Raw genomic sequence first — 24,773 nt, 5'->3', positions numbered from 1 at the left:
ATGCGGCGGAGCGGCAGGTGGTGCGGGTGCTGGGTGGGTTGCTGGGGCGTGAGCCGTCCGTCACGGAGCCCGTGCCGCCGGACGTCCTGCGCGAGGCCGTCGCTGTGCTGGAGGACGAGCTGGGGCGGCCGATCCCGGGGCCGCCGGGGGCCCCGTCCGGTGTCGGGGAGCTCGCGGAGCTGGTCCGGGCGATGGACGCGGCGGAGGCCGGGCAGGGGCTCGTGCGCCGGCTGAACGCCGTCCCGACCGGACGGCCGCTCTTCCTCGCCCACCCCGCCGGCGGCACCACCGGCGTGTACACGCTGCTGGCCGGCCGCCTGCCCGGCACCCCGGTCCGGGGCCTCGAACGGCTGGACGGCGTCATGGACGTCCCCGCGCGCGCCGCCCGCTACGCCGGGGCGATCAGGGCCGCGGGGCCGGGCCCGTACCGGCTGGGCGGGTGGTCGTTCGGGGGGATCCTGGCGTACGAGATCGCCCGGCAGCTCGGCCCGGCGGACGTCGAGCTGGTGGCGATGATCGACTCGGGCCTGCCCGAACCGGTGCCGGAGGCGGCGCGGCGGGAGATCGAGGCCCGCCGTTACGCGGACTTCGCGGCCCACCTGAGCCGCACGTACGGCGTGGAGCTGCGCCTCGACCCGGCCGAGCTGCGCGACCTGGCGGAGCACGCCCGACCGGCAGCGGTCGAGGCCGCGCTGGCCGGGTCGGGAGCGCTGGAGGCGCTGCCTGCGGCCGTGCTGCGCCACCAGGTCACCTCGCACGAGGACACCAGGGCCATCGAGCGGTACCGTCCGGCCCCGTACCACGGGCGGGTCGTGCTCTACCGCTCCACGGAGCCCACCCCCTGGGTCGTGCGCGACCCCCGTTACGCCCACGAGGGCGACCCCGCGAGGGGCTTCGGGCCGTACTGCACGGACCTGGAGATCGTCGAGATCCCCGGATCGCACCACCTCGACCTGCTCGATCCCCCGCACGTCGAGGTCATCGCCGAGCACCTGGGAGGACTGCTATGACGCTGGCACAGGCCGTGGTCGCCGGCGCGCCGCCCGCCGAGCTGGCGCGCCTGGACGTGCCCGCCACCTACCGGGCCGCCCACCTGCGCAAGGACGAGGTCGGCGCCTTCGACCAGGACGAGCCCGACAAGGACGTGCGCAGGACCCTGCACGTCGGTGAGGTGCCCATGCCGGAGCTGGCCGACGACGAGGTGCTGATCGCGGTGCTGGCCAGCGCGATCAACTTCAACACGGTGTGGTCGGCGATGTTCGAGCCGATCCCGACGTTCGCGTTCCTGGAGCGCTTCGGGCGTACGGACCCGAGGCACGACCTGCCCACGCACGTGCTCGGCTCCGACGCGGCGGGCGTGGTCGTCAGGACCGGCCGGGCGGTGCGCCGCTGGCGGGTCGGCGACCGGGTGGTGACCAGCCCCGCGTACGTGGACGGCGAGGACCCGGTCGTGCACCACGACGGCATGCTCGCCGCCGACCTGCGGGCCTGGGGCTTCGAGACGAACTTCGGCGGCCTGGCCGACTTCGCGGTGGTCAAGGCCACCCAGTTGCTCGCCAAGCCCCGGCATCTGAGCTGGGAGGAGGCGGCCTGCAACATGTTGTGCGCCTCGACCGCGTACCGGATGCTGGTCGGCGAGCGTGGCGCGCGGATGAAGCAGGGCGACGTGGTGCTGCTGTGGGGCGCGACGGGCGGCCTCGGCGGGTACGGCGTGCAGCTCGTGCTGCGCGGCGGCGGCATCCCGGTCGGCGTGGTCAGCTCGCCGGAGAAGGCCGAGTTGCTGCGCAGGATGGGCTGCCCGCACGTCGTCGACCGGGCCCAGTTCGACGACCTCGGCGAGGAGAAGGCGTGGCGGCGGCTGGGCGCGGAGGTCAGGCGGCTGGTGGGGGAGGATCCGGCCATCGTGTTCGAGCACACGGGCAGGGACACCTTCGGCGCCTCCGTGTACGTGGCCAGGCGCGGCGGCTCGGTCGTCACGTGCGGCTCGTCCAGCGGCTACGCCCACGAGTACGACAACCGGCACCTGTGGATGAAGCTCAAGCGCATCATCGGCTCCCACGGCGCGAACTACCAGGAATGCCACGAGGTCAACCGGCTGATCTCGCTCGGCCTGATCCACCCGACGCTCTCGGCCGTCTACCCGCTGGCCGAGACGGCGCAGGCGACCAGGGACGTGCAGCTCAACCAGCACGTCGGCAAGGTGGGGGTGCTGGCGCTGGCGCCGGAGGAGGGGCTCGGCGTCGAGGACCGGGAGCTGCGGGCGCGGATCGGCGAGGAACGGCTGCGGCTGTTCCGGCCCTGAACCGGCCGGGTGGGAGATCTTTCGGTATCTTGCGTAGTCCGAGATGACCGAAACCTCCCATGGAAGGGAACGGCACGTGCCCGACGACGCCGGCCTCCAGGCGCTCCGCGAGGCGGCGCGTTTCTCCCCGGACAACCTCCCCCTGCGACAGCACCTGGCCGGGCAACTGCTCGCCAAGGGCTACCTGGCCGACGCCGAGGCCGAGTTCCGCGCGGCGCTCGCGCTCTCGCCCCAGGACCCGGGGCTGATCGCCGGGCTGGCGGAGGCGTTCGTCCGGCAGAGCGCGTTCGGGCAGGCGATGGCGGCGCTGGAGCCGCTGCTGGCCACCGCGGGCTATCCGCCCGCCGTGGGCGTGCTGGCGGCGCGGGCGCTGCTGGGCGAGGGGAACGCGGGCAAGGCGGCCTACCGCTACTTCGAGGCGACCTCCCGCGACGCGTCCGTGGCCGATCAGGAGCTGGAGGCGCGCCTCGGGGCCTGGATGGGCGGGACGCCCAGAGGTGACGCCGCGCCCCAGGAGACGCGGAAGGTCCCGGCGGGTGACGTGCCGCCTCCGCCGGAGTCGGCGTTCCTGCCGTCCGTCCCCGGGCCGGGTGACACGAGCACGGCGGAGGTCGAGCGCTCCGGCGTCTCCTTCGCCGACGTGGCGGGCATGGAGGCGGTCAAGGAGGCGCTGCGGATCAAGCTGCTGCTGCCGCTGCAACAGCCGGAGATGTTCGCCGCGTTCGGCAAGCGCGCGGGCGGCGGCGTGCTCCTGTACGGCCCTCCGGGCGCGGGCAAGACCCACCTGGCCAGGGCCGCCGCGGGCGAGCTCGGCGCGGCGTTCGTCAACGTGGGCCTGGCCGACATCCTCGACATGTACACGGGCAGCAGCGAGCGCAACCTGCGCGCCACGTTCGACCTGGCCCGCCGCAACCGCCCGTGCGTGCTGTTCTTCGACGAGGTGGACGCGCTGGCCGGACGCCGCTCCGACATGCGCCAGGCGCACGCCCGCCAGCTCGTCAACCAGTTCCTGTCCGAGCTGGACGGCGTGGACCAGAACGCCAACGAGGGCGTGCTGGTGCTCGCGGCCACGAACGCCCCCTGGTACGTGGACGTGGCCTTCCGCCGTCCCGGCCGCTTCGACCAGCCGGTGTTCGTGCCGCCGCCCGACCTCACCGCGCGGGCCGCGATCCTGCGCATCCTGTGCCGGGACAAGCCGCTGGCCGAGATGGACTACGACGCGGTGGCGCGGGTGACCGAGCACTTCGTCGGCGCGGACCTGAAGGGCGTGGTGGACCGGGCGGTGGAGGCCAAGCTGCGGCAGTCGCTGAGCGCCGGCCGGCCCATCCCGCTGACCACGCGGGACCTGCTCGCCGCGGCCGGGACCGTCCGTCCCACGGCGGTCCGCGAGTGGATGGGCACCGCGCGCAACTACGTGATGCACGCCAACGACTCGGGCGCGTGGGACGAGCTGATGCCCTGGGTCAAGGCGAAGTGGTGAAGGTCGCCGACCCGATCGAGCGGGCGCGGGCGCTGCTGCAGCTCCGGCGCGCGGCCGACGCCGAGCGCGAGCTGCGCGGCCTGCTGGCCCAGGAGCCGCAGCACACCGCGGCGCACGCGCTGCTCGGGCTCGCGCTGATCCAGCAGGGGCAGGCGGAGGAGGCCGTCCGGGAGGCGCAGGAGGCGGTCCGGCTCGCCCCCGACCAGTGGCTGCCGCACTACGCCGCCGCCCAGGTGTACAACCGGGCCCACCGGCCCGACGACGCCATCGCCGCCGTCGGCGCGGCGCTGAACCTCCAGCCCGAGTACGCCCCCGCCTGGGAGGTGCTGGCCCGCGCGCACCTGCTCAAGGAGGACTGGCCCCGGATGCTCGACGCGGCGCTGCGCGGCCTGGGCCTCGACCCGCAGGACTCCGACCTGGCCAGTCTGGCGGCGCTGGCCTACGCGGGCCTCGGCGACGTCCGGCAGGCCCGCGCCGCCGCCGCGGACGCCGTGCGGCTCGACCCGGAGAACCCCACCGCGCACTTCACGCTCGGCCACGTGGAGCTGCGGCTCGGCGACCCGCGGCGGGCGGCGGAGAGCTTCCGCGAGGTGTTGCGGCTGGACCCCGGGTTCGGCGTGGCCAGGGACGGCCTCGTGGCCGCGCTCAAGCGGCGCAACCCGGTCTACCGGCGGCTCTCGCGGCTGCGGGGCAGGTTCCCGCAGGGGTGGCGGCTGATCTTCCTGCTGCCCGCGGCCCCGCCGGTCATCCTGGTCTTCGCCGTCGTCGCGGTGCTGCACTGGGTGTCGTGGGTGGCCGAGGCGTGGAGCGTGCTGCGGCTGGCCCGCGGCCGGGCCACCCGGCTGCTGTTCGAGGGGGTCGAGGCGCGGGTGGCGGCGCTCTGCCTGGGCCTGGTGGCGGCCGGCGCGGTGCTGCTCGTGCTGGGCATCGTGCTGGAGGCGGACGTCATGGGCGTCCCCGGCGCGGCCCTCATGGCCCTGGTCACCCCGGTCCAGGAGGCCGCGCACACCGGCTCGCCGCGCGGACGGGCCATCCTGTACGGCTGGGCGGTCCTGCTGGCCGTCGCCGTGGCCGTCTCGGTGCTGCTGGCCGCCCCGGTGGCCGCCCTGCTCGCCGTGTACGCGGCGCTCGCCACGGTCTGGCTGGCGACGCCCGTGCGCGGCCGGATCACCCCCGCGGTCTAGAGCAGGGTCCCGCCGCTGACCTCGAACCCGGCCAGCGCCTCGTCGAGCAGGGCCAGGGTGTCGGGGTGCAGCGTGAGGTCCGCGGCGGCCAGGTTCTCCTCGATGTGGGACGGCGTGCGGCTGCCGGGGATCGCCACCACGTGGTCGTCCTGGTGCAGCAGCCAGGCCAGGGCGAGCTGGGCCGGGCTGATGCCGAGCCGCTCGGCCAGCGCCCGGATCGGGGCGTAGCGGTCGTTGTTGCCCGCCAGGTTCTCGGCCGAGAAGCGGGGGGCGTTGTGGCGGAAGTCGCCCGCGTCGAGGGTCTGCACGGTGCCGGTCAGGAAGCCGTTGCCGAGCGGGCTCCAGGCCACGACGCCGACGCCGAGCTCACGTGTCGCCGCCAGCAGATCGGCGTCCAGGGGGCGCCACATCGACCACTCGTTCTGCACGGCCGTCACCGGGTGCACCGCGTGCGCGGCCCTGAGCTGGGCGGCCGTCACGTTGGACAGGCCGATGTGCCTGATCAGGCCGTCGCGCACCAGATCGGCCAGCGCGGCGACGGTGTCCTCGATCGGCACGCCGGGGTCGGTGTAGTGCGTGTAGTACAGGTCGATCACGTCGGTGCCCAGGTTGCGCAGGCTGCGTTCGGCGTAGCCGCGCACGAGGCGGGGCTCGGTGTTCACCCGCAGTTCGTTGAAGGCGTACCCGACCGGGTGCGAGCGGCTCGGCTCGCCCTCGGGGATCGCCAGGCCGCACTTGGTGGCGACGATCACCTCGTCCCTGCGGCCCTTGATCGCGCGGCCCACCAGGCGCTCGTTGTGGCCGTCCACGCCGTACGCGTCGCTGGTGTCCACGTGGACGCCGCCCGCGTCCAGCGCCGTCTTGAGCGCGGCCTCGGCCCGGGTGTCGTCCACTTCGCCGTACACGCCGGGTGAGAGCACCATGGCGCCGAAACCGATGGCGGGAACGGACAGACTGCCGAGAGTGCGTGTCTTCATGGGGGCGATCCTGGCGCGCGGGACCGCCGGACGTCCAAGAGCCCTTACGATAACCACTGGCTATGGACGTGCATTTGCGTGATTTGCGATATTTCGTGGCGGTCGCCGAAGACCTGAACATGACGCGCGCCGCCGAGCGGCTGTTCGTCTCCCAACCCGCGCTGTCCAAGCAGATCAGGGTGCTGGAGCGGCAGCTCGGGTTCTGGCTGTTCGACCGGGTGACCGGCGGCGTGGCGCTCACCCGGCAGGGCGCGGCGCTCCTGCCGATCGCCCGTGACCTGCTCGAACGGTGGAGGGGCGGGGTGGAGGAGGCGCGCGCCGCGGCGCCCTCCGGCACGCTGGTGATCGGGCTGCAGACGGCCGTGGGCAGAGGGCTGCAGCAGGAGGCGCTGCGCCGCTTCCGCGCGGTCATGCCGGGGTGGGAGGTCTCCCTGCGGCTGGTCGGCTGGGACGACCCGAGCGGCGGGCTGGCCGACGGGTCGTCCGACGTGGCGTTCATCTGGCTGCCGGTGCCGCCGGGGCTGCGCACGCACGTGCTGGCCACCGAGCGGCGCGGGGTCGCCATGCCCGCGGACCACCCGCTGGCGGAACTGGCGGAGGTCCCGTTTGCGGCGCTGCGCGGGGAGCCGTTCATCGCGCTGCCGCGGGCGGCGGGGCCGCTGCGGGACTTCTGGCTCGGGAGAGACGCCCGCGACGACGAGCCGGTGATCGGCGTGACCGCCAACACGCCAGAGGAGGTGTTCGAGGCGGTGATCAGCGGGCTCGGGGTCGTGCTGGTGGCCGAGGGGAACGCCGCGCTGTACAAACGGCCGGGCATGGCCTACCGGCCGGTCAGCGGGCTGTCTCCCGGAGAGCTGGCCATCGCCTGGCGCGAAGGTGACACAAGCCCGCATGTCAGGGCATTCATCGACGCGCTGCGGCAGGTGACCACTAAGGTCTGACGCGAGATCGGACTCGTAGAAGGGCTACTCCATGAGCGACCACGTGACCACCTTCGACCTGATCGACGCCGACGACGACGGCCGCATCTCCGCCGTCGAGCTCGTCCGGCTGATGGAGGTGCTCGGCCGGCCGGTGACGCTGGAGGCCGCGCAGGAGGGGGTGCGCAAGCTGGACAAGGACGGCGACGGCCTGATCGACGTCGAGGAGTTCCGCGCGTTCCTCCAGTAGTGATAGAAACAAGCGTTTGCTACCCATTCTTCTGTTGCCTGGGTCACAATGGCGGCAGGAGGGACGATGGCGATCAAGAGTGACCTCAGCGAAAGCCGTACACCCGCGGACATCGTGAAAACGCTCAGGTCGGGTATCGGCCGGGTCTCCGAAGAGGTGATCGAGGAGATCCAGGCCCGCATTCCCGAGTACGCCCGGCCGTCGGACGAGATCTACATCAAGGTCGTGCGCATGGCGGTCGAGCAGGCCATCGAGGGCTTCCTCGACCGCGTCGAGAACCCGGACGCCCCCTGGGACCCGGAGCCGTTCCGCATGATCGGCAAGGGGGAGGCGGCGGAGGGCCGCAACCTGGAGGCGTTCCAGGCCGCGATGCGGCTCGGCGCCCGGGTCGGCTGGCGACGGCTGACCGAGATCGCCGGGCCGCTCGGCCTGTCCCCGCAATCCCTGTACGACCTGGGCGAGACCATCTTCGTCTACCTCGACGCCCTCGCCGACGCCGCCGCCGAGGGCTTCGACGAGGCCAGGGCGCACGCCGCCGGCGAGATGGAACGCCGCCGCGCCCGCCTGCTCGACCTGCTGCTCAGCCGGCCGTCCGCGGGCCCGGAGGTGATCGCCGACCTGGCCAAGGCCGCCGCCTGGCGGCTGCCCAGGACCGTCGCCTGCGTGGCGCTCGACGACCAGCACGGAGCCTGCCGGCTGCCGCCGCTGCCGCCCGACGTGCTCACCGGGCCGGAGCGGGCGCTGCCCTGCCTGCTGGTGCCCGACCCGGCGGGTCCCGGACAGGCCCAGACACTGGAGCGCGCCCTGCGCGGCCGGCGCGTGGCCATCGGGCCCACCGTGCCCCTGGCCTCGTCCGCGACGTCGCTGCGCTGGGCCGGTGAGGCGCTCGACCTGTCCCGGCGCGGCGTGCTGCCCCGCGGGCTGCTGCGCTGCGCGGACCACATGGCCACGCTCGTGGTGTTCAAGGACGAGGAACTGGTCAGCGCGATGGCCGAGGTGCGCCTCGCGCCCCTGGCCCACCTGCGGCCCACCCAGCAGGACCGGCTGGCCGAGACCCTGCTGGCGTGGTTGCGGCACGGGCGGGGGGCCGGCGAGGTGGCGGCCAAGCTGCACGTGCACCCGCAGACCGTGCGCTACCGGCTACGCCAGCTCGAAGAGCTGTACGGCGACCAGCTCGCCGACCCCGACATCCGTTTCGAGCTGGAGATCGCGTTACGGGCCAGGCAGGCGGTCATGTCCGGCCACTAACGGCCGGTCCGACGGGCATGGCGAGGGTAGTGACGGCCGTCATGTCTAGCGGTCGGTCAGACGGGCATGGCGAGGGTGGCGGCGGCCGTCAGGTCCGGCCCTCGGCGGGCGGCCAGGCGGACATGGCGAGGGTGGCGACGGCGAGCAGTTCCGCGTAGGAGGCGCCGTCGCGCGACTGGGTGGACATGCCCTGGACCGTCGCAGCGTAGAACGCGGCCAGCCCCGCCGTGTCGGTGGTGTCCGGGATGCGCCCGGCCGCCACGTCCTCGTCGATCCGCCGTTTGAACGCCGCCCTGGCCTCCAGCCTGAAGCCGCGCAGCAGCTCCTCCACCTCGGCCGACTCCGGGCCGCAGTTCACGGCCGCCGTGATGACCATGCAGCCGGAGGGGTGGGCCGGGCTCGCGTACTCGGCCGCCGCCTCCCGCAGGAGGCGCTCGATCGCCTGCCGGCCCGTGGGCTCCTCGGCCAGCGCGCGGGTGCTGAAGGCCCCGTAGGTCCGCTGGTAGCGCGTCACGGCCTCCTCGAACAGCCGCCGCTTGTCGCCGAAGGCCGCGTACAGGCTGGGTGGCCTGATCCCCATCGCGGTGGTCAGCTCGGCGATCGAGGTGGCCTCGTAGCCGTGCCGCCAGAACGTGAGCAGCGCGCTCTCCAGCGCCGCCTCCCTGTCGAATGCCCGTTGCCTGGCCATGCCCCCATTCTATAGCGATCGCTATGTTATGGTTTTTGTAACGAACGCTAAAGAAAGGTTGCCCGCGATGCCCACGGTCCCCCACGACGGCGGCACCGTCCACTACCTCAAGGCGGGCACCGGCCCCGGCCTGGTCATGGTGCACGGCACCGGCGGCGACGCCGTCACCAACTACGCCCACCTCGTGCCCGGCCTCGCCGACCTGCGCACCGTCATCACCCCCGACTACGCGGGCAGTGGTCAGACCTCCGACCCGGGCGGCGACCTCACCCTCGACCTGCTCGCCGGCCAGGTGGCCGCCGCGTTCGAGGAGCCGTCCGACCTGGTCGGGTTCTCGCTGGGCGCGGCCGTGGCCGCCAAGGTCGCGGCCGAGCGGCCCGAACTGGTCAGGCGGCTGGTGCTGATCGCCGGGTGGACGCACCTGGCCGACTCGCGGCTGGAGCTGGGCCTGCGTACGTGGTCCCGGCTGGCCGCCACCGATCCGGAGAGCTTCGCCGCCTACGGAGCGCTCCTGGCCTTCAGCCCGGAGTTCGTCGGCGCGGCCGGCGCCGGCACCCTGACGGCGGGCGAGGGGCCGCCCGGCACGCTCCGCCAGATCCAGCTCGACCTGCGCGTGGACGTCAGGGACCTGCTGCCGAAGATCACCGCCCCCACGCTGGTGATCGGCAACACGCGGGACTACCTGATCCCGGTCGAGCACTCCCGGGCCCTGCACGCGGCCATCCCCGGCAGCGAGTACGCCGAGCTGGACAGCGGCCACGTCGTCCTGCTCGAACGCCCCCGTGAGGTCACCGAGCTGATCCGGACGTTCATCGATCAGAGGTAGGACGGCCCGCTCACCCGGTGCCGGAACGTCCACCACACCCACGCCTGGGCGGCCACCAGGAACGGGATCAGGGTCAGGACGACCGGCACCAGCAGCGGCCCCGACGTGCCGGGCTCCAGCGGCAGCCGGAGCCCGGCCAGCACGCCCACGGCCACCAGCGCCGCCGCGGTCAGCGCGTACGTGCCCGCCTGCCCGGCCCCGCCCGCGAGCACCGCCGCCCGCTCGCGCAGGCTCCCGCGCAGCCGCAGCGACGCGAACGACAGCCCGTGCGTGAGGAACAGCGCGGCCAGCACCAGCGCGGGCAGCAGCGCCACCGGCCCCTGGAGGCCGATCAGCACGTGGGACAGCAGCGTCCCCCAGCTCAGCGCCAGCCCCCAGCTCCCGGCCACGATCGCGCCGTCCCAGAAGGCCGCCCAGCGCGGCCCCGGCACGCGCCCGCGCAGCCACAGCCCCATGTCCCGCACCACCCACGCCAGCAGCAGCGTCACGACCACCGTGTAGTTGCCGTGCAGCAGCTCGCCCTCCAGCTTGGGGAACAGCCCGGCCAGCACGCCCGCGGTCGCCACCAGCCACACCTCGTTGCCCAGGAAGAACGGCGCGATCGCGGCGATCACCTCCCGCCGCTCGCCGCCCGAGCGGCCCAGGTACGGCAGCGCCATGCCGACCCCGATGTCGGCCCCGGCCAGCACGAGATAGCCGATCGCGAAGAAGCCCAGAATGAAGATCTCCATGACGTGCGCGGTCCTCAGAACGAAGGGACGGGAACGGGGGCCTCGATCGGCCGGTCGCCCAGCGCCACCGCGCCGGGCCCGCGCCGGGCGTGCCTGGCCAGCAGCCAGCAGTTGATCGCGATCAGCACCGCGAACACCGTGACGAACGCGGTCAGCGAGAAGAGCATCTGCCCCTCGGACACCGGGGACATGGCATCGGACGTCCTCAGCAGCCCGTACACGGCCCAGGGCTGGCGGCCCATCTCGCGGAAGACCCAGCCGCCCAGCATGGCGACGAACGGGACCGGGATCATCAGCGTCAGCAGCCAGTGCCACAACCTGAACCCGCGCACGACCGGCCGGATGAGCATGAGCAGGAAGCTCGGCCCGGCCACGAACAGCATGAGCGCGAACAACACCATCATGACGAGGCCGCCCGCCCGTACCGCCCCCACCGACGGCAGGTAGTCGCCCGGCCCGAGCTCGGCCGCCATCCCGGCCTGCACGGCGGCCAGCTGCACGGCGTCGTTCACCCAGGCGGCGGCCTTGGCGGGCTGCAGGGTCTCGAACCCCATCCCGCCGAACGTCGCGGTCACCAACAGCGCGGGCAGCGCCACGCCCACCCCGATCCGCAGCGACTTGCGGAACAGGTCCTGCGCGACGGTGCGCCTGCTCAGGTGGTAGGCGCTCACCCCGGCCACGAAGAAGCCGCCGACGACCATCGCGCCGGACAGCACGTGCAGGAAGGCCACCTGCGCCGCCGGGTTGGCCACCATCGCGCCGAAGTCCGTCAGCCGCAGCCGGCCGCCGTCCAGCACGTATCCGACCGGGTGCTGCAGGAAGCCGTTGGCGACCATGATCCAGAACGCCGACGCGTACGCCGTCAGCGTCACCACCCAGATCAGCGCCAGGTGCGCCCACCGGTTCAGCTTGTTCCAGCCGAAGATCCACAATCCCAGGAACGTGGACTCGACGAAGAACGCCACCAGCGTCTCGATCGCCAGCGCCGCCCCGAAGACGTCCCCCGCGTACGAGGTGAGCCCGCTCCACGACAGCCCGAGCTGGAACTCCATCACCAGCCCGGTGACGATGCCCATCGCGTAGTTGATGATGTAGAGCTGGCCCCAGAACCGCGTCATCCCCAGGTGCACCGGGTCGCCGCTGAACGTGGCCCGGGTCTGGATGACCGCGACCAGCGTCGCCAGCCCGAGCGTCAGCGCCACGAACAGGAAGTGCGCGCCCGCGGTGAGCGCGAACTGCAACCGGGCGAGGTCCACGATGTCCATGGGGCAGAGCCTCCCGGTACGGCTCCGCCTGCCGCGTCATGCCGGGGCGGGCACCCGCCGTACCTCCCCAGTCGCATGGGACGCGGCGGCGTACCACTCAGGAGGTAAGCCAGCCCGGGGTGATCATGCCGGCCTCGTACGCGATGACCACGAGCTGGGCCCTGTCGCGCACGCCCAGCTTGGTCATGATCCGGCTGACGTGCGTCTTCGACGTCGCCGGGCTGAGCACCAGGCGGGCGGCGATCTCGTCGTTGGACAGGCCGCCGGCCACCAGCGCCATGACCTCGCGCTCGCGCTCGGTGAGCGCGTTCAGCTCGGGGCCCGGCTCCGGCCGCTTGACCCGGCCGGCGAACTCGGAGATCAGCCGTCGCGTGACCGAGGGCGAGATGAGCGCGTCGCCCCTCGCGACCACCCGGACCGCGTGGATCAGCTCGGCGGGCTCGGTGTCCTTGACCAGGAAGCCGCCCGCGCCCGCGCGCAGCGCGGCGTAGACGTAGTCGTCGAGGTCGAACGTGGTCAGGATGATCACCTTGACGCCGTCGAGCGCCGGGTCGCCCGCGATGCGGCGGGTGGCCTCCAGGCCGTCGAGCTCGGGCATGCGGATGTCCATGAGCACCACGTCGGGGCGGTGCTCGCGCGCCCCGGCGACGGCCTGGACGCCGTTGGCGGCCTCGGCCACCACCTCGAAGTCGTCCTCGTCGCTGAGGATGGACCGGAACCCGGCCCGGACGAGGGTCTGGTCGTCGGCGAGAAGCAGGCGGATCATCGGGTCCCGTTCTTCGGCTGGTGCAGGGGTTGTGAGAGGGGCAGGCGGGCGGTGACGCGGTAGCCGCCCTCGGGGCGCGGGCCCGCCTCCAGGGCGCCGCCGAGCGCGCTCGCGCGCTCGCGCATGCCCTGGACGCCGAAGCCGCTGCCCCCGTCGTACGTGGCGCCGGGGCCGTCGTCGCTCACCTCGATGACGACGTCCCCGGACGTGCCGGCGATCGTCAGCGTGGCCCGGTCCGTGCCCGAGTGGCGGGAGACGTTCGTCAGCGCCTCCCTGACGATGCGGGCGGCGGCCAGGTCCACCTCGGTCGGCAGGGCGTCCAGCGGGCCCGACAGCTCGGTGCGGACCGTCAGCCCCGACGCGGCCACGAGCGCGTCCACCCGGGCCAGGCTGTCGGCGGGCGTGACCGGCGCGTCCTCGTCCACCTGGCGCAGCACGCCCAGCGTGGTGCGCAGCTCGCGCAGGGTCTCCTTGCTGGTGTCCTTGATCGTGCGCAGCGCCGTCTCGGCGGCGTCCGGCCGTTTCGTGAGCCCATGCAGCGCCGCCGACGCCTGCACGTTGATCATGGAGATGTTGTGCCCGAGCACGTCGTGCAGCTCCCTGGCGATGCGCAGCCGCTCCTCGCCGGCCCGCCGCCGGGCCTCCTCCTCCTTGGTCTGGAGGGCGTCCAGCGTGTGCCGGCGGGCCTCCGACAGGTAGGCGCGCCGGTTGCGGGTGACCCCGCCGAAGGCGATGGCGGCCACCACCCAGCCGGCGATCGACACGAACGCGCTGTCGTCCACGTGCCGGGTCCCGCCGGTCTCGCCGATGCCCATGGCCAGCAGCAGCGCGGCCCCGGTGGCGATGGCCGCGGTCAGGCGTCCCCGGTCGGCCGCGCTGTAGAGGGCCACGAACACCAGCACCATGGCGGGCCCGTCGAGCGCGGACAGCGGATAGTACGCGGCCACGGAGGAGGCCACCACGATCAGCGCCGCGACCGGGTAGCGCCGCCGCGCCAGCACCCCGCCGCAGGCGAGCAGCGGCAGCAGGACGTCCGTCGCCGACAGCGGGTCGATGTGGCGGAAGAAGTAGGTGAAGAGGGTCCCGGCCAGCACGACGGCGATGGAGACGAGTGACACGATCGTGTCGATCGACGGCCTGCGCATGCCTACCATTCTGTACGTTTGCGCATATGGCCTGGTAATCGTGCTGACGCTTCTGGGTAGAGCCGTTGGATGAGCACTAAGGACGAACTGCGCCGGGTCGAAGAGGACCTGACCCGGCTGCGGGCCGAGAACCAGGAGATCCGCGACCAGATCGGCGACATGGGAGCGACCGACCAGATCGAGATCTCGTCGATGCTCGGCCAGGCGGACGAGCAGGTGGAGCTGATCGCCGACCTCGAACGCCGGCGTGACCGGCTGATCCAGCGACTGGAGGAGGAGGGCGCCCGATGAGGTCGGGGGCGCCCTCGGTCTGGTGGCCGGCGGTGCCGGTCCGGGTCAGCGGAGCGCGGCGTCCGCCTTGGGCACGCGGAGGGCGGCGCCGACCTCGTGCAGGTGCCGCAGCGCCTGGCCGTACGACTCGGTCAGGCCCGTCTGGAGGTAGTCGACGCCGATCTCCGCGCAGTAGCGCTCGACGATCGGCTGCGCCTTGCGCAGGTTGGGGGCCGGCATGTTGGGGAACAGATGATGCTCGATCTGGTAGTTGAGCTGGCCGAGGGCCACGTCGGTGAACAGGTTGCCGCGCACGTTGCGGGAGGTCAGCACCTGCTTGCGAAGGAAGTCCAGCTTGTCGTTCTTGGTCAGCACGGGCATGCCCTTGTGGTTGGGGGCGAACGTGCAGCCGAGATAGATCCCGAACAGCCCCTGGTGCACGACCAGGAACAGCAGCGCCTTGCCGAACGGCAGCACGGTGAAGACCGCGCCGAAGTAGAGCACGCAGTGGACGACCAGCAGCGTCAGCTCCAGGTTGCGGCGCTTGGCCGTGGGCTGGAACAGCGCCTTGAAGCTGGCGATGTGCAGGTGCCACGCCTCCAGGGTGAGCAGCGGGAAGAACCAGAAAGCCTGGTACTTCGCGATGAATCGCGGCAGGCCGGTGCTGCGCGCGACCTGGTCCTCGGACCAGACGATCACGGCCGGTGAGACGTCGGGATCGTGGTCCTCGTGGTTCGGGTTGGCGTGGTGCCGGTTGTGCTTGGTGGTCCACCAGCCCCAGCCGAGCCCGACGGCGAAGTTGCCGATGATCAGGCCCGCGATGTCGCTCGGCCGCCGCGTCCTGAAGACCTGCCGGTGCCCGAGGTCGTGGGCCAGGAAGCCGAACTGCGCGAAGACCACCGCGAGCGCGACGGCGACGAGAAGCTGCCACCAGGAGTCGCCCACCCAGGCGAACAGCGCCCAGCCGCCGATGTAGACAGCGGTCATGATGCTCATCCGGACGGCGTAATAAGCGGGACGCCGGTCGAGGAGACCAGCGTCCGCTATGCGATCGGCTAGTCGGGCGAAGTCACTGCCCCTGGTGTCGGTGATGCCAGGACTGGCCACTGCTCTCCTTACCTCGCGGTGCAAGTTGCCCTAACCTTTACGCATTCGCCGCCAAACCGGAAGCATGTGGCGCGGTGTCGTGATTCACCTCCGCACATCATGCACCCGGGAGGTCCGCGAGGCCCTGTTCGCGACCTGGGCGCGCCGCACCGGCTTGTCACCGCCCAGCACGCCTCGCACTGCCGGGAGGAACCTCGCGCGTGGCTCACCCGGGCCGGGCGGAACCCCGCGCGTGGCTCACCCGGTCGGGCGGAACGCCGCGCGTGGCTCACCCGGTCGGGCGGAACGCCGCGCCTGGCTCACCCGGTCGGGTGGAACCCCGCGTGTGGCTCGCCGGTTCGGAAGCGGCTCACCGGCCCGGGAGGGCGCCGAGGGCGTGGGCCTCCGGGCCGGGGAGGGCCGCGCCGCGGGCCAGCGCCTCCTGGAAGGCGTCGGCTCCCAGGGCCTTCGCGCACCGGGCCGCCAGGCCGATGACGTGCGGATCGGCGGACTCGCCGATGCCGCGCAGCGCCCGTGCGGCCCCCAGCAGCTCGGCCGCGGCCGGCGGCGTCAGGTGCTCGGCCACGCCCTCCAGTACGGTCGCCCGCACGGTCCGGTCGGAGCAGCCGGCCATCAGCTCCAGCGCCCGCCGTAAGGGCGCGGCCGGCGCGGCGCTCACCCTGGCCAGCTCCACGTTCAGCAGCGCCCCGAACTGCGGGGTCATCTCGACGTCGAGAGCCGTCGCCCGATCCAGCAGCCGCGCGGCCCCGGCCGGGTCGCCGCCGCGCCGGGCCAACTCGGCGCGGGCGTGCAGCACCCGGGCGATCATGTCCTGGTCCGCCGCACGCACGGCCGCCGCCCAGGCCCGGTCCAGCGCCAGCGCCGCCCCGGCGTGGTCGCCGGCCCGGCCCTTGAGCTGCCCGAGCCGCAGCAGGAACGTCATCGGCCCGAGCGACGCCTCCAGCCCCGACAGCTCGCCCGCCAGCCGCTCCGGCTCCTCCCCGATCGCCGCCGCCGCGGCGAAGTCCCCGCGGTTCTCCGCGACCAGGGACAGCCAGTAGAGCGCCGTCCACTGCCCCCACCGGTCGCCGGTCTCGCGGAAGCCGGCCAGCGCCGGCTCCAGCAGGTTCTCCGCGCCCGCCACCGCGCCGTACTCGAACCGCGTCAGGCCCGCGACCAGCAGCGCCGCCGACCTGGTCCACAGGTCGGGATGGTGCCGCAGCCGCGCCAGCGTCCGTTCGGCCAGCTCCACCAGGTCGCCGGGCTCGGACGGGGCGCCGCCCAGCAGGTACGCGTTCAGCGCCACCGGATGCTCGGACTCGCGCAGCGTCTCGTTCACCCCGCCGCCCGTGAGCGCGACGCACAACCCGTGCGCCAGCTCCCGTCCGGCCGGCGGCACGTCGCCCACCCTGGCCAGCACCGCCGCCGCCTGCTCGCCCATCTCGCGCCACCGCCCGCGCATGATCCACAGCCGGAAGAGCGGCAGGATCAGCCTGAGCGGGTCGTCGGAGTGACGCAGGGCCGCGTCGAGGTTGCCGCGCTCGGCGTCCAGTGTCGCCAGCCAGCCGAGCTGCGCCCCGGTCCGCAGGTGCGGCTCGGCGGTCTCGGCCAGCTCCGTGTAGTGGCGGGCGTGGGCCTGGCGCAGCTCGGGCAGGTCGGCGGCGGCGTACTGCCTGATGGTCGCCAGCATCGTGTAGCGGTCGCCGGACAGCGCGATGAGCGACTTGTCCACCAGTGAGGAGAGCAGGTCGGGGTCGCCGCCGCAGACCCGGGAGACGGCCTCGTACGTGGCCCCGCCCGAGAACACCGTGAGGCCGCGCAGCAACTCCCGCTCGCGTCCGGACAGCAGGTTCCAGCTCCAGTCGATGACCGCGCGCAGGGTGCGGTGGCGCGGCTCGGACGTACGCCCGCCACGGAAGGCCAGCCGGTCGCCGAGCTGCTCGACCAGCACGGACACCGGCATCGTCCGCAGCCGCGCGGCGGCCAGCTCGATGGCCAGCGGGATGCCGTCCAGCTCCCGGCAGATCTGTGCCACCCGCGCCCGCGGCACCGTCAGGTCCGGCCTGGCCGCGGCGGCCCGGTCCGTGAACAGCTCGGCGGCCGGGCCCTCGGGCAGCGGCAGCACCTGGTGCAGCCGTTCGCCGGGGATGTCGAGCGGCTCCCGGCTGGTGGCCAGCACCCGCAGGCCGGCGACCTGCGACAGCAGCCACCGCGTCACCCGCGCGGCCTCCTCGATCACGTGCTCGCAGTTGTCCAGCACGATCAGGGGCGCGCTGCCGCGCAACGCGGCCACGAGGTCGCTCGTCCTGAACACGCCCTCCACCGCCGCCCGTACGTCCGCGACGGAGGCCAGCTCGACCAGCCACACCCCGTCGGGCACGGCCAGCCCGGCGGCCACCTCGACGGCCAGCCGCGTCTTGCCCGCCCCGCCGGGGCCGACGAGCGTGACGAGCCTGGCCTCCTCCAGGGTGCCGCCGACTCGTGCGACGTCCTCGGCCCGGCCCACGAAGCTCGTGAGGCGGGCGGGCAGGTTGCTTCTGGGCGGCGGCGGCTTCTCGTCACGCAGCGCGTCGAGGTGGGCCTGCCGCAGTTCCGGGCCCGGGTCCGCGCCCAGCTCGGTGGCCAGGGCGGTGCTGATCCGCTCGAAGAGCGTGAGCGCCTCGGCCCGCCGCCCCTGGGCGACCAGCGCCCGCATGAGCAGCGCGTGGAACGGCTCGCGCAGCGGGTGCGCGGCGACCAGCCCCTCCAACTCCGCCACCACGTCCGCGCCGGTGCCATGGCCGGAGCCGGGCGGGTGGTCGAGGTCGGTGGCGATCCGGGTGGCGAGGGTCGTGAGCCGCAGTTCCGCCAGGCGCGCCGCCGGGCCCGCCGCGAACGGCAGCCCGGCCGCGTCCGCCAGGGCCGCCCCGCGCCACAACGCCAGCGCCCCGCGCGCGTCGCCCGCGCGCGCCAGCCGTTCGAACGCCCACGCGTCCACCTCGCCCGGCGGCACGTCGAGCGCGTAACCGGCCGGATGTGAGGAGATCAGCCCCGGCGCCTGCCTGCGCGCCCTGGACACCAGGGACTGCAGCGCCGCCGCCGGATGCGCGGGCGGATCGTCGGGCCACAGGTCGTCGATCAGCCGGCCGGCGGTCACCACCCGCCCGGGGTCCAGCGCCAGCCGCACCAGCAGCGTACGCACGCGAGCCCCACCGATCTCGCTGCCCGCCACCCGCAGCGGCCCCAGAATCCCGACCCGCACTCACCCTCCACGAACCACACGCCGAGTCAACAGTACGCGCCCCGGCCGAGTTCGCGGCCCGCCCGCCTACTGCGCGGAGAGCCGGTCGAACAGGGCCAGCGCCGCCCGCTTGACCTCCTCGGGTGAGACCCCTTGCAACGTCTTCCTGGCGTCGTCGATGTCGCGGGTGGTGGCCAGCGTGATGGCCACGGACGAGGCGGCGGCGTGGTCGATCGATCCCGTCGGGGCGGCGTCGGCCAGTTCCTGGGCGCTCGCGGCGAGGTCGAGGTTGTCTCTCAACAGATCTCCTCGGGTGAAGAGGGTGCGGCCCATTGCATCATTTGGCATCGTGTCGCATCCACCATTCAGTGAACTCCCGGCACCGCCCGTCGGGCTCGAACCGGATCACCCAGAGGTTACTGTACGTCTTGTCAAGATATGTCGTGACTCCTTGGATGACGCTCACGTCGTCCGTCACGCTCACCGGATGCCACTCGAACGTGGCCTCACCAGGCTTGTCCTGCCTGCCCAGCCACTCGCGGACGATCTCGTCCCGCCCCTGCCACGGCGAGCTGAACGGCTCGGTGTAGTAGACCGCCTGCTCGCTGAAGAGCGCGGCGATGTCGTCGGGATCGTTGGAGTTCCAGGCGCGGACGTATCCCTCGATCCACTGATGTGGCTGGACCATGGGGTCATCCTCTCAGCGGGTCGTGTCCCACGGACATGAGCTCGCGCCGCGAGTCGTCGTCCGTGCGCTCGCCCATCGTCTCGACGAGCGCCACGACCCGGCGCATCACGTCGATGTCGGCCCTGGTGAGGTCGCCCTTGCGCTTGCCCAGGACGTGCAGCACGGCCCGCCCCAGCTCGTCGATGCCCAGGTCGGGGTCGGGCGGGAAGCCCTCCTCATCGGACGCCTCGGTGAGCAGGTACGCCCGCAGCTCCTCCGAGTTCATGTTGACCGCCCGGTGGAACGCGTTCCAGAGCACGTCGTTGTCGATGCCCTCACTCATACTGGCCCGCCTACCCGCCAGGTCACGCGTTACGCACCCGTGTCGTCCGCCCGGGGACGGCATCCGACAAAGGAGTTTTCCGGTGGGGCCCGCGAATTTGGTTACGATTCACCGAATTTCCTGTCTCGTTTAGGTATTGCGGTACTCAGCGCGTGTCCCCGCGACTCGGTCACGGTGGAGTCGCCTCGGCGCGGGGGACGCGGGGGCGGCTCCCCTGGGGTGCCGCGAGGAGGGGACGGCACGTGTCACGGGCCCGGACGGGCGGTCTGCCAGCCGCGGTCCCCGCCCGTGACACGTGCCGGACGGGCCCGGGAGCTTTCGCGCGCGGGTCTACGCGGCGGGGTGGGCGGGCCCGGTGCTGCCGCGCGGCGTGAGGATGGCGGCCTGGTCCTCGAACGGGGGCACGCTCTCGCCCGCGATCAGCGCGAGCAGCCGCTGCGCGGCATGGGCGCCGTAGGCGGGGATGTCACGGGTGAGCGCGGTCAGCGGCGGACGCACCACCTGGGCCAGCGGAGAGTCGTCCCACGCCACGATGGACAGGTCGCGCGGCACCTCCACCCGCATCTCCTGGGCGACCGACAGGCCCGCCACCGCCATGATGTCGTTGTCGTAGACGATGGCCGTGGGCCGGTCGGGGGAGCTGAGCAGCCGCCTGGTGGCCCTGGCGCCCTCCTCGCCCGTGTAGTCGGTGTGCACGATGACGTGCTCGGCCACGCCCTCGCACGCCTGCGCGAACGCCTGGTCGCGGACGGTCGTGTGGACCAGCTCCGGCAGCCCGGCCACCCGCGCCACGCGGCGGTGGCCCAGCGCCACCAGGTAGCCGACCGTCTCGCGCACGGCCTCGCCCTCCTCTGACCAGACGGCCGACAGCGAGCCCGACTCTGAGGGATGGCCGATGACCACGGCCGGCATGCCGAGCCGCTCCAACTCGGCCACGCGGGCGTCGGCGTAGTGCAGGTCGACGAGGAACACGCCGTCGATGCGGCTCTCGCCCCACCAGTGGCGGTAGACCTCGCTCTCCTGCTGGTGGCTGGTGACGACCTGGAGCAGCAGCGCGTAGGAGCGGTCGGCGAGCACGCCCTCGATGCCGCTGATCAGCTCCATGAAGAACGGCTCGACGCCGAGGATGCGGGCGGGCCGGCACAGCGCCAGGCCCACGCAGTTGGCGCGGGCGCCGTTGAGCGCGCGCGCCGCGCTGTTGGGACGCCAGCCGATCTCGTCGGCGATGGCGACGATCCTGGCCCGCGTGGCCTCCGACACCCCCGGCTGCCCGTTGAGCGCGTAGGAGACCGCCACCTTGGACACTCCCGCCCGGCTGGCGATGTCGGCGATCGTCGGTCGCTTCACGGACTCCCTCTCTGAACCGGGTAACCCTTCTTACTGTAGGCCACCCGGCGGTTCTTCTCCCATGCGGAAGGGATGGGATATTAACCGCTTAAGCCGCATGCCAGGGCTTCGACTCCTGCGTCTCGGCGGCGGCCCCGGCCACCCGCAGCGCGTACGTGGCCCGCTCGGCCCCCTCCACCGGCCCCAGGTAGGTGTGCCCGGTGAGATGGCACCACGCCGGCAGATCGACGGGCGCGGCGGGGTCGGAGGCGATCAGGTGGATCACGGCGCCCGGTCCGACGGCCCGCACGTGGGCCCGCAGCTCGATGAGCAACTGCACGCACAGCTTGTCGCCGCCGTCGACTACGAGATCAGGCATGCGTATAGGAAACCACCCCTCACGTGCCGCCAGGACCGGGGGTGTGCGCGCGGGCCAGCGCGGCGAAGGCGACCGCGGCCGGCAGCGGGTCGGCGGGCAGGCCCAGCAGGATCGTCCGCGGCGTCTCCGGCTCCAGGGGGAGGGCGGCGACCCCGGTCAGGCGGGCGGGTAGCGACAGCTCCGGCATGATGCTCACCCCCAGCCCCTCGGCCACCATGGCGAGGATGCTGCCCGTGTCGCGCACCCGGTAGTGGCAGCGCCAGCGCACCCCGAGCGACCTGATCAGCGGCTCGCACCCGCCCGTGGACATGATGAACGGATGCCGCGCCAGCTCGGCGACCGGCACCGCCGGCCCGGCGCTCAGATCGTGGCCGGTGGGCAGCACGGCCAGCAGGCGGTCCCGCGCCAGCGGCTCGGTCACCAGCTCGGGGCTCACCCCGGCCGCGGCGTCGGTCAGGGTGGCGACGTCGGCCGCGCCCGTCCTGAGCCATTCGAGCACCTCGCCGTCCGACCCCTCGATCACCGTGAGCCGCACCTGCGGGTGCGCCCGGCCGAAGGCGCGCAGGATCGGCGGCAACAGCCGGGCGTTGGCGCTGGGGATGACGCCCACGCGCAGCGCGCCGCCGTCCTGCCCGCGGGCCGCGGACGCCTCCTGCTCCAGGGCTTCGAGCTGGTTGAGGATGAGCGTGGCCCGGTGGCACACGGCCCGGCCGACGGCGGTCAGGCTCACCCCGTGGCCGCCCCGGACGAGCAGGACCACGCCGAGCTCCCGCTCCAGGGCGCGCAGCGCGTGGCTCACGGCGGACTGCGTGGTGGCCAGCTCCTCGGCGGCGCGCGTCATACTGCCCGTACGCGCGACCGCCCGCAGCACCCTGAGCTGGGTGAACGTCATAGAGCCGCGCTGAGCAGGCCCGTCACCAGCGGGTGCGGCGCGGCCGGGGTGGAACGGGTCTGCGGGACGTACAGGGTGGCCAGGTAGAACGGGTGGTCGGGCAGCTCCAGCACCCGGGCCTCGCCGTCGCCGTCCACGCCGGTCACCCGCAGGCCGCCGTCGTGCAGGGTGCGCTGGTGGGCGGGGTCGATGCCGAAATTGCAGTAGTACTCCTCCTCGGCGGACAGGGCGCCGTACAGGGTGGCGGCGCGGGAGCCGGGGGTGAGGGCGACGGGCATGGTCCGGCCCGCGAGCGAGCAGGCCAGCTCGCTGACAAACAGGGTGGAGGCGTACGGGTCGTACTCGGCGTGGTGGGCGTCCTCGAAGCCGAGCACGTTCCGGGCGTACTCGATCACGATGTGCTGGCAGCCGCCGCAGGTGCCCAGCGTGGGGATGCCGTTCTCGCGGCCGAACCGCAGCGCGGCCAGCGCGCCCAGCAGGCTCCGGTACGGGCTCCCCGGCGCGCACCACAACACGTCGGCCGCCTTGACCTCCGACAGGTCGGACTCGAGCGGCTCGGTCGCCACCCACCGGACCTGCACCCCGACGCCGAGCCGGTCGGCGGCGTGCCGCAACGCCTCGCCGGTGGCCGCCTGCGGGAGGGACCTCTCGTCGTAGTCGCCGACGATCGCCACATCCAGGATTCGCGTCATGCCCGCTACTATGCGGCAACCCGGTCATGAGCCCCAATACCGGATACCGCCGGCGTCATGAGCCGATGCTCATACCGGCGCCGAGCAGCGGCAGCATGACCTCCACGCGGGTGCCCGCGCCGGGCTCGCCGCTCACCACGCAGATGCCGCCCAGCTCCGCCGCCCGCTCGCGCATCGAGCCCAGTCCCACGCCCGCGCGGTGCGACCCGGACAGCCCCCTGCCGTCGTCGGCGACCAGCACCCGCAGCGCCGACTCCTCCCGGCCCAGGACGATCGTGGCCCGCGACGCCTCGGCGTGCCGGCGGACGTTGGTCAGCGCCTCCTGGACGATGCGGTAGACGGCCACCTCGACGGCCGCGGGCAGGTCGCCGAGGTCGCCCTCGACCTCCACCTCGGTCCGCGGCGACGACTGCCCGGCCAGCTCGCGCACCGCGCCGGCCAGGCCGAGATCGTCGAGCGCGGGCGGGCGCAGGCCGTAGACGAGCTCGCGGATGTCGCCGGTGACGGCGCCCATGCCGGTGTGCAGCTCCCGCAGCAGTTCGTCGGCCGACTCCGGGGAGCTGCGGAGGCTCAGCCGGGCCATGTTGATCGTCATCGCCATGGCCGACAGGCTCTGGCCGAGGCCGTCGTGCAGGTCGCGGCGCAGGCGGCGGCGCTCCTCCTCCCTGGCCGTCAGGATGCGCTCGCGCGAGCGCTGCAGGTCGGCGGCCATCCGCACCGCGTGGGCCACGTCCGCCGCGTACGGGGTGAGCGTGGCCAGCACCCGCTCGTCGTGCGCGGCGGGGAAGCGGCGCGGCCCCGGCGGGCCGACGAGCAGGCGGCCGACCCGCGTCCCGTGCCAGATCAGCGGCACCTCGCGCGGCGCGGCCCCGACGCGGCCGTTCTCGACGTGGCGGGGCTCGCCGTCGGCCACCTCCACGGCCACGCCCTCGACCGCCAGCCCGTCGCGCAGCACGCTCACCACCGAGGTCAGCGCCTCGGCCGGGTCGCCGCGCCGCACGGCCTGGGTCAGCCGCCCGGCCAGCACGCCGGGGTCGCCGACCGCGCCGTACAGGAGCCGGTCCACGGCCCGCTGGAGCGCGTGCCGCAGCGGCTGGAAGAACGCGCCGGCGAACAGCGCGGCGGCGATCCCGGCCACCTGGTCGTAACCGGCGACGACCAGGCTCGACAGCGCCCCGGCGGCGAAGTAGACGAGGCTGACCACGGCCACCACGCCGGCCGCCACGAAGGCCCGGCTGAGCACGGTGTCGATGCCGTAGAGCCGGTAGCGCGTCACGGCGAACGCCACCGCGAACGGGATGGCCGCCGCCCACGCGACGGCCGGCCACATGAACACCGGCCAGATCGCGCCGAGGATCAGGAAGAGCACGTAGCCGGTGAACGCGAGCAGCGGCCAGCCGATCTGCCGTCGCGTGACCGGGTCGGCCCCGCGCATCCGCGTGGCCAGCGCCAGCGCCGACAGCGCCATCGCGGTGTAGATGCCGGTCCAGCCGGCCACCGAGACCACGTCCATGTACGGGTCCAGCGCGGTGACCTGCAGCGGATTGGGGATGACCTCGGGGAACGGCGTCACCCCCGGCCCTGCCGGCACCCTGAGCAGGTACCGCGCGGCCGTCGCGCCGATGGCCGCGCACCCCAGCCACAGGACCGGCCGCCAGCGCCTGGACGGCAGCCGGCCGTCCGGCGAGTACAGCGGCAGCAGCACCGTCAGCGTCAGCCCGCACACCGCCCACCCGAGCTGGGCCGGCAGCCGGAACCAGCCGGCCAGGGCCAGTTCCCCGTCGGCGGCGGCGCGCAACAGCAGCGCGTCGGACAGGTCGCTGACCGCCGCCGACAGGCCGCCGGCGCACATGAGCCAGGCCATGTTCAGGCGGGGCCGGTGGTGGATGAGGAACGCGCCGACGGCCGGGAAGGTGAACGCGACGGCCGTCTGCGGGGTCACCGTGCGCTGCGGCGTCCACTCGGCGGGCAGCCCGGCCCAGATCAGGATCGCGGCCAGGCCCAGGACCGGCGAGGCCGCCGCCATGACGGACGCGACGACGACCGGTCCCGTCAGGCGTGCGGGCTTGTTCCGCGCGAGTTCGGCCATCGTGCCCCGCTCCTGTCCTGGCCCCGC

Annotated in this window: 25 protein-coding genes; 9 read left to right on the top strand and 16 right to left on the bottom strand. The window is 73.4% G+C overall.

Annotated features, from left to right (window positions below; all coding sequences use genetic code 11):
- The 4 genes from FAF44_RS09760 to FAF44_RS09745 all read left to right on the top strand — a co-directional run.
- Positions 1 to 1,010: thioesterase domain-containing protein (locus tag FAF44_RS09760; protein ID WP_237102733.1), on the top strand; the 1,010-nt coding region annotated here is incomplete at its 5' end.
- Complete coding sequence (ccrA, locus tag FAF44_RS09755) at positions 1,007 to 2,302, top strand: crotonyl-CoA carboxylase/reductase (protein WP_237102732.1); 1,296 nt, start codon at positions 1,007 to 1,009, stop codon at positions 2,300 to 2,302. The genes FAF44_RS09760 and ccrA, both read left to right, overlap by 4 nt.
- Before the next feature lie 76 nt (positions 2,303 to 2,378).
- The gene (locus FAF44_RS55735) at positions 2,379 to 3,782 is read left to right on the top strand and encodes an ATP-binding protein (protein WP_237102731.1); all 1,404 of its coding nucleotides are present in this window, start codon (positions 2,379 to 2,381) and stop codon (positions 3,780 to 3,782) included.
- Positions 3,779 to 4,966 carry a lipopolysaccharide assembly protein LapB gene (locus FAF44_RS09745; protein ID WP_237102730.1) on the top strand — a complete coding sequence of 396 codons (1,188 nt, stop codon included), beginning with the start codon at positions 3,779 to 3,781 and terminating at the stop codon, positions 4,964 to 4,966. Before FAF44_RS55735 ends, FAF44_RS09745 begins: the two co-directional genes overlap by 4 nt.
- Here the strand turns inward: FAF44_RS09745 and FAF44_RS09740 are convergent.
- The gene (locus FAF44_RS09740) at positions 4,963 to 5,943 is read right to left on the bottom strand and encodes an aldo/keto reductase (protein ID WP_237102729.1); all 981 of its coding nucleotides are present in this window, start codon (positions 5,941 to 5,943) and stop codon (positions 4,963 to 4,965) included. The two genes, FAF44_RS09745 and FAF44_RS09740, sit on opposite strands and share 4 nt — an antisense overlap.
- Before the next feature lie 62 nt (positions 5,944 to 6,005).
- Between FAF44_RS09740 and FAF44_RS09730 the strand changes: the two genes are divergently transcribed.
- From FAF44_RS09730 to FAF44_RS09720, 3 genes are all read left to right on the top strand, one after another.
- Positions 6,006 to 6,884 carry a LysR family transcriptional regulator gene (locus FAF44_RS09730; protein ID WP_272894280.1) on the top strand — a complete coding sequence of 293 codons (879 nt, stop codon included), beginning with the start codon at positions 6,006 to 6,008 and terminating at the stop codon, positions 6,882 to 6,884.
- Between the two features lie 31 nt (positions 6,885 to 6,915).
- Complete coding sequence (locus tag FAF44_RS09725) at positions 6,916 to 7,113, top strand: EF-hand domain-containing protein (protein ID WP_237102728.1); 198 nt, start codon at positions 6,916 to 6,918, stop codon at positions 7,111 to 7,113.
- Between the two features lie 66 nt (positions 7,114 to 7,179).
- The gene (locus FAF44_RS09720; protein WP_237102727.1) at positions 7,180 to 8,361 is read left to right on the top strand and encodes a helix-turn-helix domain-containing protein; all 1,182 of its coding nucleotides are present in this window, start codon (positions 7,180 to 7,182) and stop codon (positions 8,359 to 8,361) included.
- Positions 8,362 to 8,449: 88 nt separating this feature from the next.
- On the opposite strand, the gene FAF44_RS09715 is transcribed toward FAF44_RS09720, so the two are convergent.
- A complete protein-coding gene (locus FAF44_RS09715; protein ID WP_237102726.1) occupies positions 8,450 to 9,049 on the bottom strand; it encodes a TetR/AcrR family transcriptional regulator in 600 nt (199 codons plus the stop codon).
- A 67-nt stretch (positions 9,050 to 9,116) separates the two neighbouring features.
- On the opposite strand from FAF44_RS09715, the gene FAF44_RS09710 reads away from it, so the two are divergent.
- The gene (locus FAF44_RS09710) at positions 9,117 to 9,875 is read left to right on the top strand and encodes an alpha/beta fold hydrolase (RefSeq protein WP_237102725.1); all 759 of its coding nucleotides are present in this window, start codon (positions 9,117 to 9,119) and stop codon (positions 9,873 to 9,875) included.
- Here FAF44_RS09710 and FAF44_RS09705 read toward each other — a convergent pair.
- The 4 genes from FAF44_RS09705 to FAF44_RS09690 all read right to left on the bottom strand — a co-directional run bounded on the left by FAF44_RS09705 (position 9,866) and on the right by FAF44_RS09690 (position 13,782).
- Complete coding sequence (locus tag FAF44_RS09705; RefSeq protein ID WP_237102724.1) at positions 9,866 to 10,606, bottom strand: cytochrome d ubiquinol oxidase subunit II; 741 nt, start codon at positions 10,604 to 10,606, stop codon at positions 9,866 to 9,868. The two genes, FAF44_RS09710 and FAF44_RS09705, sit on opposite strands and share 10 nt — an antisense overlap.
- 14 nt (positions 10,607 to 10,620) lie before the next feature.
- On the bottom strand, positions 10,621 to 11,871 hold the full coding sequence (locus FAF44_RS09700) for a cytochrome ubiquinol oxidase subunit I (protein ID WP_237102723.1): 1,251 nt from the start codon (positions 11,869 to 11,871) through the stop codon (positions 10,621 to 10,623).
- 97 nt (positions 11,872 to 11,968) lie between these two features.
- A complete protein-coding gene (locus FAF44_RS09695; protein ID WP_237102722.1) occupies positions 11,969 to 12,637 on the bottom strand; it encodes a response regulator transcription factor in 669 nt (222 codons plus the stop codon).
- Positions 12,634 to 13,782, bottom strand: coding sequence for a sensor histidine kinase (locus FAF44_RS09690; RefSeq protein WP_237102721.1), 1,149 nt, complete (start codon positions 13,780 to 13,782; stop codon positions 12,634 to 12,636). Before FAF44_RS09690 ends, FAF44_RS09695 begins: the two co-directional genes overlap by 4 nt.
- Before the next feature lie 69 nt (positions 13,783 to 13,851).
- On the opposite strand from FAF44_RS09690, the gene FAF44_RS09685 reads away from it, so the two are divergent.
- Entirely contained in the window at positions 13,852 to 14,073 is a 222-nt protein-coding gene (locus FAF44_RS09685) for a hypothetical protein (RefSeq protein ID WP_237102720.1), read from the top strand.
- Between the two features lie 45 nt (positions 14,074 to 14,118).
- Here the strand turns inward: FAF44_RS09685 and FAF44_RS09680 are convergent, their stop codons facing one another.
- The 10 genes from FAF44_RS09680 to FAF44_RS09635 form a co-directional block, all read right to left on the bottom strand.
- Positions 14,119 to 15,048, bottom strand: a complete 930-nt coding sequence (locus FAF44_RS09680) for an acyl-CoA desaturase (RefSeq protein WP_237102719.1) — start codon at positions 15,046 to 15,048, stop codon at positions 14,119 to 14,121.
- A 460-nt stretch (positions 15,049 to 15,508) separates the two neighbouring features.
- Positions 15,509 to 18,379: a BTAD domain-containing putative transcriptional regulator gene (locus FAF44_RS09675; RefSeq protein ID WP_237102718.1), complete on the bottom strand. Its 2,871-nt coding sequence runs from the start codon at positions 18,377 to 18,379 to the stop codon at positions 15,509 to 15,511.
- Between the two features lie 66 nt (positions 18,380 to 18,445).
- Positions 18,446 to 18,658, bottom strand: coding sequence for a hypothetical protein (locus FAF44_RS09670; protein WP_237102717.1), 213 nt, complete (start codon positions 18,656 to 18,658; stop codon positions 18,446 to 18,448).
- Between the two features lie 37 nt (positions 18,659 to 18,695).
- On the bottom strand, positions 18,696 to 19,046 hold the full coding sequence (locus FAF44_RS09665; protein ID WP_237102716.1) for a nuclear transport factor 2 family protein: 351 nt from the start codon (positions 19,044 to 19,046) through the stop codon (positions 18,696 to 18,698).
- 4 nt (positions 19,047 to 19,050) lie between these two features.
- The gene (locus FAF44_RS09660) at positions 19,051 to 19,368 is read right to left on the bottom strand and encodes a DUF3140 domain-containing protein (RefSeq protein WP_237102715.1); all 318 of its coding nucleotides are present in this window, start codon (positions 19,366 to 19,368) and stop codon (positions 19,051 to 19,053) included.
- A 330-nt stretch (positions 19,369 to 19,698) separates the two neighbouring features.
- A complete protein-coding gene (locus FAF44_RS09655; protein ID WP_237102714.1) occupies positions 19,699 to 20,715 on the bottom strand; it encodes a LacI family DNA-binding transcriptional regulator in 1,017 nt (338 codons plus the stop codon).
- An 88-nt stretch (positions 20,716 to 20,803) separates the two neighbouring features.
- Entirely contained in the window at positions 20,804 to 21,073 is a 270-nt protein-coding gene (locus FAF44_RS09650) for a sulfurtransferase TusA family protein (RefSeq protein WP_237102713.1), read from the bottom strand.
- A 19-nt stretch (positions 21,074 to 21,092) separates the two neighbouring features.
- Positions 21,093 to 21,965 (bottom strand): LysR family transcriptional regulator, encoded by an 873-nt coding sequence (locus FAF44_RS09645; protein WP_237102712.1) that lies wholly within the window; start codon positions 21,963 to 21,965, stop codon positions 21,093 to 21,095.
- On the bottom strand, positions 21,962 to 22,657 hold the full coding sequence (locus tag FAF44_RS09640; protein ID WP_237102711.1) for a hypothetical protein: 696 nt from the start codon (positions 22,655 to 22,657) through the stop codon (positions 21,962 to 21,964). Before FAF44_RS09640 ends, FAF44_RS09645 begins: the two co-directional genes overlap by 4 nt.
- Positions 22,658 to 22,712: 55 nt before the next feature.
- Positions 22,713 to 24,746 (bottom strand): sensor histidine kinase, encoded by a 2,034-nt coding sequence (locus FAF44_RS09635; RefSeq protein ID WP_237102710.1) that lies wholly within the window; start codon positions 24,744 to 24,746, stop codon positions 22,713 to 22,715.
- Positions 24,747 to 24,773 lie beyond the last annotated feature (27 nt).

This window comes from Nonomuraea sp. MG754425 (assembly GCF_021699195.1).
Lineage (GTDB): Bacteria > Actinomycetota > Actinomycetes > Streptosporangiales > Streptosporangiaceae > Nonomuraea.
The sequence above is the reverse complement of the archived record's forward strand: the minus strand, read 5'-3'. Positions and strand labels throughout refer to the sequence as shown.

Bases quoted from the DNA above. Each gene is read 5' to 3' on its own strand.
- ccrA (WP_237102732.1), top strand. From the start codon at position 1,007: ATGACGCTGGCACAGGCCGTGGTCGCCGGCGCGCCGCCCGCCGAGCTG.
- FAF44_RS09740 (WP_237102729.1), bottom strand. From the start codon at position 5,943: ATGAAGACACGCACTCTCGGCAGTCTGTCCGTTCCCGCCATCGGTTTC.
- FAF44_RS09730 (WP_272894280.1), top strand. From the start codon at position 6,006: ATGGACGTGCATTTGCGTGATTTGCGATATTTCGTGGCGGTCGCCGAA.
- FAF44_RS09725 (WP_237102728.1), top strand. From the start codon at position 6,916: ATGAGCGACCACGTGACCACCTTCGACCTGATCGACGCCGACGACGAC.
- FAF44_RS09720 (WP_237102727.1), top strand. From the start codon at position 7,180: ATGGCGATCAAGAGTGACCTCAGCGAAAGCCGTACACCCGCGGACATC.
- FAF44_RS09715 (WP_237102726.1), bottom strand. From the start codon at position 9,049: ATGGCCAGGCAACGGGCATTCGACAGGGAGGCGGCGCTGGAGAGCGCG.
- FAF44_RS09710 (WP_237102725.1), top strand. From the start codon at position 9,117: ATGCCCACGGTCCCCCACGACGGCGGCACCGTCCACTACCTCAAGGCG.
- FAF44_RS09705 (WP_237102724.1), bottom strand. From the start codon at position 10,606: ATGGAGATCTTCATTCTGGGCTTCTTCGCGATCGGCTATCTCGTGCTG.
- FAF44_RS09700 (WP_237102723.1), bottom strand. From the start codon at position 11,871: ATGGACATCGTGGACCTCGCCCGGTTGCAGTTCGCGCTCACCGCGGGC.
- FAF44_RS09695 (WP_237102722.1), bottom strand. From the start codon at position 12,637: ATGATCCGCCTGCTTCTCGCCGACGACCAGACCCTCGTCCGGGCCGGG.
- FAF44_RS09690 (WP_237102721.1), bottom strand. From the start codon at position 13,782: ATGCGCAGGCCGTCGATCGACACGATCGTGTCACTCGTCTCCATCGCC.
- FAF44_RS09685 (WP_237102720.1), top strand. From the start codon at position 13,852: ATGAGCACTAAGGACGAACTGCGCCGGGTCGAAGAGGACCTGACCCGG.
- FAF44_RS09680 (WP_237102719.1), bottom strand. From the start codon at position 15,048: ATGAGCATCATGACCGCTGTCTACATCGGCGGCTGGGCGCTGTTCGCC.
- FAF44_RS09665 (WP_237102716.1), bottom strand. From the start codon at position 19,046: ATGGTCCAGCCACATCAGTGGATCGAGGGATACGTCCGCGCCTGGAAC.
- FAF44_RS09660 (WP_237102715.1), bottom strand. From the start codon at position 19,368: ATGAGTGAGGGCATCGACAACGACGTGCTCTGGAACGCGTTCCACCGG.
- FAF44_RS09650 (WP_237102713.1), bottom strand. From the start codon at position 21,073: ATGCCTGATCTCGTAGTCGACGGCGGCGACAAGCTGTGCGTGCAGTTG.
- FAF44_RS09645 (WP_237102712.1), bottom strand. From the start codon at position 21,965: ATGACGTTCACCCAGCTCAGGGTGCTGCGGGCGGTCGCGCGTACGGGC.
- FAF44_RS09640 (WP_237102711.1), bottom strand. From the start codon at position 22,657: ATGACGCGAATCCTGGATGTGGCGATCGTCGGCGACTACGACGAGAGG.
- FAF44_RS09635 (WP_237102710.1), bottom strand. From the start codon at position 24,746: ATGGCCGAACTCGCGCGGAACAAGCCCGCACGCCTGACGGGACCGGTC.